Source organism: Deltaproteobacteria bacterium, assembly GCA_016875225.1.
Classification (GTDB): Bacteria; Myxococcota_A; UBA9160; order SZUA-336; family SZUA-336; genus VGRW01.
Genome location: VGRW01000133.1, coordinates 1 through 5,727, shown reverse-complemented (window position 1 = coordinate 5,727; position 5,727 = coordinate 1). Strand labels below are relative to the sequence as shown.

General features: G+C 70.1%; 6 protein-coding genes. 1 reads left to right on the top strand and 5 read right to left on the bottom strand.

Features of this window, described 5'->3' with window-relative positions; all coding sequences use genetic code 11:
- Positions 1-333 precede the first annotated feature (333 nt).
- Positions 334-1,353: a D-2-hydroxyacid dehydrogenase gene (locus FJ108_17725; protein ID MBM4337730.1), complete on the bottom strand. Its 1,020-nt coding sequence runs from the start codon at positions 1,351-1,353 to the stop codon at positions 334-336.
- On the opposite strand from FJ108_17725, the gene FJ108_17720 reads away from it, so the two are divergent.
- Complete coding sequence (locus FJ108_17720) at positions 1,143-2,123, top strand: gamma-glutamyl-gamma-aminobutyrate hydrolase family protein (protein ID MBM4337729.1); 981 nt, start codon at positions 1,143-1,145, stop codon at positions 2,121-2,123. The genes FJ108_17725 and FJ108_17720 overlap by 211 nt on opposite strands.
- On the opposite strand, the gene FJ108_17715 is transcribed toward FJ108_17720, so the two are convergent.
- The 4 genes from FJ108_17715 to FJ108_17700 all read right to left on the bottom strand — a co-directional run.
- Positions 2,120-2,737: a sulfoxide reductase heme-binding subunit YedZ gene (locus tag FJ108_17715; GenBank protein ID MBM4337728.1), complete on the bottom strand. Its 618-nt coding sequence runs from the start codon at positions 2,735-2,737 to the stop codon at positions 2,120-2,122. The two genes, FJ108_17720 and FJ108_17715, sit on opposite strands and share 4 nt — an antisense overlap.
- Positions 2,738-2,744: 7 nt before the next feature.
- The gene (gene msrP / locus FJ108_17710; protein ID MBM4337727.1) at positions 2,745-3,692 is read right to left on the bottom strand and encodes a protein-methionine-sulfoxide reductase catalytic subunit MsrP; all 948 of its coding nucleotides are present in this window, start codon (positions 3,690-3,692) and stop codon (positions 2,745-2,747) included.
- A gap of 129 nt (positions 3,693-3,821) precedes the next feature.
- A complete protein-coding gene (locus FJ108_17705; protein MBM4337726.1) occupies positions 3,822-4,586 on the bottom strand; it encodes a PEP-CTERM sorting domain-containing protein in 765 nt (254 codons plus the stop codon).
- Positions 4,587-4,823: 237 nt separating this feature from the next.
- Positions 4,824-5,727 (bottom strand): helix-turn-helix domain-containing protein (locus tag FJ108_17700; GenBank protein MBM4337725.1); only part of this gene is annotated, 904 nt, incomplete at its 5' end.

Genomic DNA, 5,727 nt, shown 5'->3' with positions numbered 1-5,727 from the left:
TGTTCTTCGTCGATCTGCCGACCCATGCGGAGCGCGTCGAGATCCTGGCGATCCACCTGCGCGGGCGCAGCCGTGATCCGCTGCAGTTCGACCTCGAGGAGCTCGCGACGCAGGCCGCGCGGCTCTCCGGCAGCGAGCTCGAGCAGGTGGTGAGCGCGGGGCTCTACACGGCGTTCACCGAGAACCGCGATCTCTCGTGGAACGACCTGGCCAACGCGATCACCGAGACCGTTCCGCTCTACGAGACCTACGAGGAGCGGATCAAGGAGCTGCGCGACTGGGCGCGAACGCGCGCGCGCCCGGCGACGCTCGACGCGAAGGCGGCGGATCTGTTCAGGGGACGCTAGCGGATCCGGCGCGCACTTCGTTCGAGAGCGCCTCGCCACGGCCGAATCGCACCAGGTTGCGCAGGAAGATCCGATTCCGGCGCGCCTCGTTTCCGCGCGAGACCGACGAGTTGTGCGGCGTCGCGATCACGTTCGGGAGCGTCCAGAGCGGTGAGTCGGCGGGAAGCGGCTCCTCGGCGAAGACGTCGAGATACGCGCCCGCGACGTGGCCGCCTCTCAGCGCCGCTATCAGCGCGCGCTCGTCCACGATTCCGCCGCGCGCGACGTTCAGCACGCGGGCGCCGCGCGGCAGCAGCGCGAGCGCCTCCGCGTCGATCACCCCGCGAGTCTCGTCGCTTAGCGGGCACGCCAGCGCCAGCCAGTCCGCGCGCGGAAGCAGCTCGCGCAGCCGTGCGGGCGGATGGAGCTCGTCGACGGGGTCGCCCGCTTCGAGCGGGCGCCGTCGCACGCCGATCACGCGCATGCCGAGCGCGTGTCCGAGCCGCGCGATCTCGATTCCGATCCCGCCGACGCCCAAGACGAGCAGCGTCTGTCCGGAGACGTCCGCCGGAACGTTCGGCTCGACGATCGGCTCCCAGGAGCGCCTGCGCTGCGCGTCGAGCCAGTGCGGGAACCCGCGCGCGAGCATCAGCAGCCCGGCGATCGCGGTCTGGGCGATCGGAACCGCCGAGGCTCCCGCGGCGGTCGTCAGCCGGACGCCGCTTTCGACGAAGCGCTGGAACACGGGGTGATCGACGCCTGCGTTGAAGACCTGCAGCCAGCGCAGATTCCTTGCTGCGAAGGCCGCGGCGAAGAATGCGCGCGATCGATCCGGGAAGAGATCGCCAGAGAAGTACGCCAGCTCGATCCGGGCGCAGCGGGCGGCGTCGATTCGCGCCTCGGGGTCTTCGCCGACGACGATGCGCTCGAGTTCCAGTCCCCCCTCGCGCGCGGCCGCGTCGAGCGCGTCGGCATTTCGCGCGAGGAAGCGCTCCGAAACCAGAAGGCCGCGCGGCGCCACGCTCAGGCCAGCCGCGGGAGGCGCGGGGTCGAATCGTCCACGACGGGAGCATACCGCGGGGCGCCGGCTATGATGCGCGCGTGCAGCCGAGCGTGGGCATCCCGATCTGCCAGGACGATCGCGGCCGCTTCCGACCCGGGCGAACCTACCACTACGTCCACGCCGCGTACGCGGCCGCGATCTCGCGCGCGGGCGGGATTCCGCTCTACCTGCCCGAGCAGCCCGGCGCGTCCGCGCTCGTATCGCGCGTCGACGCGCTCCTCGTTCCGGGCGGCGGCGATCTCGCGCCCGCCCGGCCCTACCCTCCGCACGTCTCGTTCGACCTCGTCCCCGCCGCGCAGCTCGAGTTCGATCGCGCGCTGCTCGAGGCGGCGCTCGGCCGTGGCCTGCCGGTGCTCGGCATCTGCTACGGCATGCAGCTGCTCGCGCTCGCGTTCGCCGGCGCGCTTCACCACGACATCGCGAGCGACGTGCCGGGCGCCGGTCCGCACCGCCTGCCCGAGCTCGAAGGGCGACACGAGATCCGGATCGAGCCGGGCTCGCGACTCGCAGCCATTGCCGGGCAAGCAGAAGCGCGCGTCGGCAGCCGGCATCACCAAGCGGTGTCGGACGCGGGCCCGCGCCTGCGCGTCTGCGCGCGAGCTTCGGACGGCGTGATCGAGGCGATCGAACGCCCGGACGGCGCCTTCTGCCTGGGGGTGCAGTGGCACCCCGAGACCGACGCGGACGCGCTCGCGGATTCGCTTTTCCGCGCCTTCGTCTCGGCGGCGAGCTAGACCCGGAGCGCCCGCCGAAGCCGAGGCAGAAGTCGCGCGCCGAGAAGCGCGGCGAGAATTCCAGTATGGACGAGCGGCTCGCGAAGATCCGCCTTCACCAGCCACAGGAAGTGCAAGCAGCCCGCAATCCCCGCGGCGTACACCAGACGGTGCAGGCGGACCCAGCTCCGGCCGAGCCGGCGCTGCCAGCCGCGCGTGGAGGTGATCGCGAGCGGGAGCAGCAAGACAAATCCCGTGAGGCCCGCGCTCACGTACGGCCGCTCGAGCACGTCCTCGACCAGCGTGTCCCACGCGCCCCAGAGATCGACCAGCGCGTAGCTCAGCAGATGGACCGTGCAGTAGCCGAAGGCCGCGAGCCCGAGCGTGCGGCGGTACGGGGCGAGCCAGGACCAGCCGAGCGCGCGGCGCACCGGTGTGACCGCGAGCGATGCGAGCAGGAGCCGCAGCGTCCAGTTCCCGGTCGTGTGCTCGAGCGTCTCGACGGGGTTCGCGCCCAGCGTCCCGCGAAGCGCGGAGAGGCCGAGCCAGGCGAGAGGCAGTAGAGTGAGCGCAACCACAGCCCCCTGCCCGCAAAGCCGCGCGAACCGCTCCGATCCTTCGCGCAATCCCCCCATCCCGCGCTCAGAAGTTCGCGCGAAGGTCCATTCCGGCGTAGAGCTGCGCCACCTGCTCGGCGTAGCCGTTGAACGGAAGCGTGCGCCTGCGGCGGAAGTCGCCGATGCGCCTCTCGCGCTTCTGGCTCCAGCGCGGATGGTCGACCTCGGGATTCACGTTCGAGTAGAAGCCGTACTCGTTCGGAGCCGCCAGGTTCCAGCTCGTCTGCGGCTGCGTCTCCTGCAGGCGGATCGAGACGATCGACTTGATGCTCTTGAAGCCGTACTTCCACGGCACGACCAGCCGGAGCGGTGCGCCGTTCTGCCCTGGCAGGTCGCGGCCGTACATTCCGGTGGCCAGCAGCGTGAGAGGGTGCATCGCCTCGTCGATGCGCAGGCCCTCGCGGTAGGGCCAGTCGAGCACCGGGCGGCGCTGGCCGGGCATTCGGGCCGGGTCGTGAAGCGTGCGGAACGCGACGTACTTTGCGCGCGACGTCGGCTCGAAGCGGGCGAGCACCTCGCGGAGCGGCAGCCCGCGCCACGGGATCACCATCGACCAGGCCTCGACGCAGCGCAGCCGATAGATCCGCTCGACCAGCGGCGTCGCGGCCAGGAGCTGCTCGAGCGAGACGTTGCCAGGCTTGGCCACCTCTCCCTCGATCGAGACGGACCAGGGCCGCGTGACCAGCGCTCCCGCGTTCTCGGCCGGGTCTCCCTTGTCGGTGCCGAGCTCGTAGAAGTTGTTGTAGCTCGCGGCATCCTCGAACGGCGTCTGCGGCTCGTCGGTAGAGAAGCCGTCCGGCGAATCCGCCGGGCGTGCCGTGCCGTCGCCCTCCGCTCGCCCGCAGCCGGGCAGCAGCAGGAGACCCGCTGCGACCGCCGCGGTGCGGATGAGCTCGCGTCGCCGCAGGTAGAGCGTCGGGTCGGTCGCGTCGCGCTCCGGCAGCTCTCCCAGGAAATTCGTGCGGATCAGCATTCGCGCGCTCCCCTCCGGATGATCCTTATACGGAGCAGGCGCGGTCGCGGTTTCCAGACACAGGAAAACGGGGGTGGCGATTCCCGCCACCCCCGTCTCCAATTTCGAGATTCGTCCGTTGGGACGCGATCAGGCCTTGCGCGAGCGCAGAGCGAGAGCACCCAAGCCGAGCAGCACGAGCGCTGCCGAACCCGGCTCCGGAACGATCACGCTGCTGCCGAAGGTCCACCCTGACTGGCGCCGATTCGGGTCCTCGACCACGTTCGACCAAGAGGCCACCGCGACCGAGCTGGCCGCGATGTCGGTGTGGGCACCGTTCAGCCGCCAAACGCCGAGCTCGAGCTGGCTCGCCAGCGTCGAGTTGGTGATCGCGCTCAGGTACGGCTGGATCGGGATCGGAAACCCCGGATGCGAGATCAGCGAGCAGTTCGGACCCGTGCAGTTGATCCAGCTCGTCGGGTACGGATCCTGGTTCCAGCTGGCCGCGGTCGACCACAGGATGTCGTCACCCACCAGAGTACCGGTGGCGCCGCCGAACAGGTTCGTCACCGAGTGCGAGGTGAGCAGGATGGTGCCGAACACCAGCGGCGTAGCGGTGTCCATCACCAGCGTGCCACCCATCAGCGTCACGGCCGAGCCCGTGATGTCGACCGTCAGCGAGCTACCGGGCTGGAATGAGTACCGGAAGCAGCCGCCCGCAACCGGCGTGCTCATGCCGGTCGGGCATGGACCGCCGTTCTCGGGCGAACCCGGAATCGAGGCGTTCGCGTCCGTGCTCCTCGACCAGTAGCCAACGTCACCAGAAACATCGAAAACGACCAGCGCCGCCAGAGCGGACGAGCTGAAGGCCAGCACGCCCGTTTTTGCGACGACCGTTCCAAGGATGCGTTTCATTCTCGTCTTCCCTCCCAAATGCCCCGTGGTCGCTAGCTACCGCGTGGCGTGTCGTCCGCAGTGGAACCTTGCGTCACTCCCTCCGAGTGGCCTTCGGGTAACACTGTAGCCGGAATGCTACGCGCGACCGTTCCCGAAAGCCTATGCCGATCTCCGCCCGATTTGTGTCCGTTAACGCTCTATCGCGAAGGCCTCGACCGGTCGAGCAGGGTCGCGGCCGGGCGACCGCCGCGTGGATCAGCGCGCGATTCCGGACTCGGATGCGCCCGGGTTGCCGGTCTCGATTCCGGCGCCAGGCCGCCGCCCGTGCGAGGCGCGGTAGCGGCCCGGCGGCTCGACCATGCGTTGCGCGAACACGCGCGAGAAGTGGAAGCGGTTCGCGAAGCCGCAGCGCTCCGCGATCTCGTCGATCGTCAAGTTCGTCTGCGAGAGCAGCTCGGCGGCTTGTTGAACGCGCCGCTCCTGGACCAGCCGGGCGGGAGTGCAGCCGACCACGCGCCGGAACATGCGGATGAAGTGCGACTCGCTCGCGTGCACGAACGCTGCGAGGCGGGCGTTGTCGAGCGGCTCCTCGAGGTGCTCGTCGATGTAGCGGAGCAGCGGCCGGAGCTGCCGCTCCGCGTCGTCGTCCCGCTCAGCGTCGTCGAGAACGTCGCGGCGCAGGTCGAAGGCGGCGGCCACCGAGAGGTTCACCAGCGCCTTCGCGCGCGAGCAGGTCGCCGCGCTGGTCGCCGAGCTCGCCTCGAGATCGCGGCGGAGTCGACCGCAGAGACGGTCGCGAAGCTCGTCGGGCGGCAGCACGATCGGCTCCGAGCCGAGCGCGGCCGCATGCTCGAGCGCCGCCAGCCGCAGCTGGAACTGAATCAGGAGCTCCGGGACGTCGCCTTCGGGATTCGCAGCTGTCGAGCCCGGCGGGATCAGGATCGCGCGACCGCCCGGGAGCGACAGGCGCTTCTCGTCGATCTCGAGGCTCGCTCCCGGCCCATCGAGGAAGGACAATCGCCAGGTCGGCGGCCCGGCCGCGTCGGGTGACCAGGCCTGCGCGAACGGGACGACGCCCAGCCAGATCAATCGCAGCTGATACGTGTCCACTCCGGCTGCATCGGGCACGACGAAGGGCCCCCTTCCGAGCAGCATTAAA